This window comes from Protofrankia sp. CiP1_Cm_nod4 (assembly GCF_982290645.1).
This window is the reverse complement of record NZ_CEVIVC010000249.1, coordinates 1-568: the sequence shown is the minus strand read 5'-3', so window position 1 is coordinate 568 and position 568 is coordinate 1. Positions and strand designations below refer to the sequence as shown.

Annotated in this window: 1 protein-coding gene; it reads left to right on the top strand. The window is 69.5% G+C overall.

Features of this window, described 5'->3' with window-relative positions; genetic code table 11:
- A partial coding sequence (locus tag AC5LSR_RS23675) for a WD40 repeat domain-containing protein (RefSeq protein ID WP_493469058.1) occupies positions 1 to 498 on the top strand: 498 nt, incomplete at its 5' end.
- Between the last annotated feature and the right edge of the window lie 70 nt (positions 499 to 568).

Genomic DNA, 568 nt, shown 5'->3' with positions numbered 1-568 from the left:
TCCCTCAACGGCACCACCCTCGCCACCACCAGCAATGACCGCACAGCACGGCTGTGGGACACCACCACCGGACAAAACACCCACATCCTCACCAGCCACACCGACTGGGTGACCGCGGCGGCGTTCTCGCCCGACGGTGCCGCCCTCACCACCAGCAGCAACGACGGCACCGCACGGCTGTGGGACACCGTTACCTGGCGACTGCTCGTGACTCTCCATCCCCTGCCGGATGGCGAGTGGGCCGCCCTCCTGCCGGATGGGAGGTACAAGAGCTCCGGCGGGGACGTCCGTCCGCTGCTATGGTGGGCGGTCAAGCTACGCCGGTTCGAGCTCGACGAGCTCGCCGAACTCGACCCCGCCTACCAGCCGCTCGACCCGGTCGCGCCCATCCCCGGGCTGGGCCGGATCTCCCTCAGCACGCCGCCGGCGGCACAGCCGCAACAGCCGCGAATGCCGCCGCAGCAGCCACAGCGGCGAGGGGGAGCAGGCTGGCGATGACGCTGGTCCCCATCCTGATTACGGCGTCATTACGGCATCGGTAGGGCGTGCCGGAGAACTCTCCGTGAGG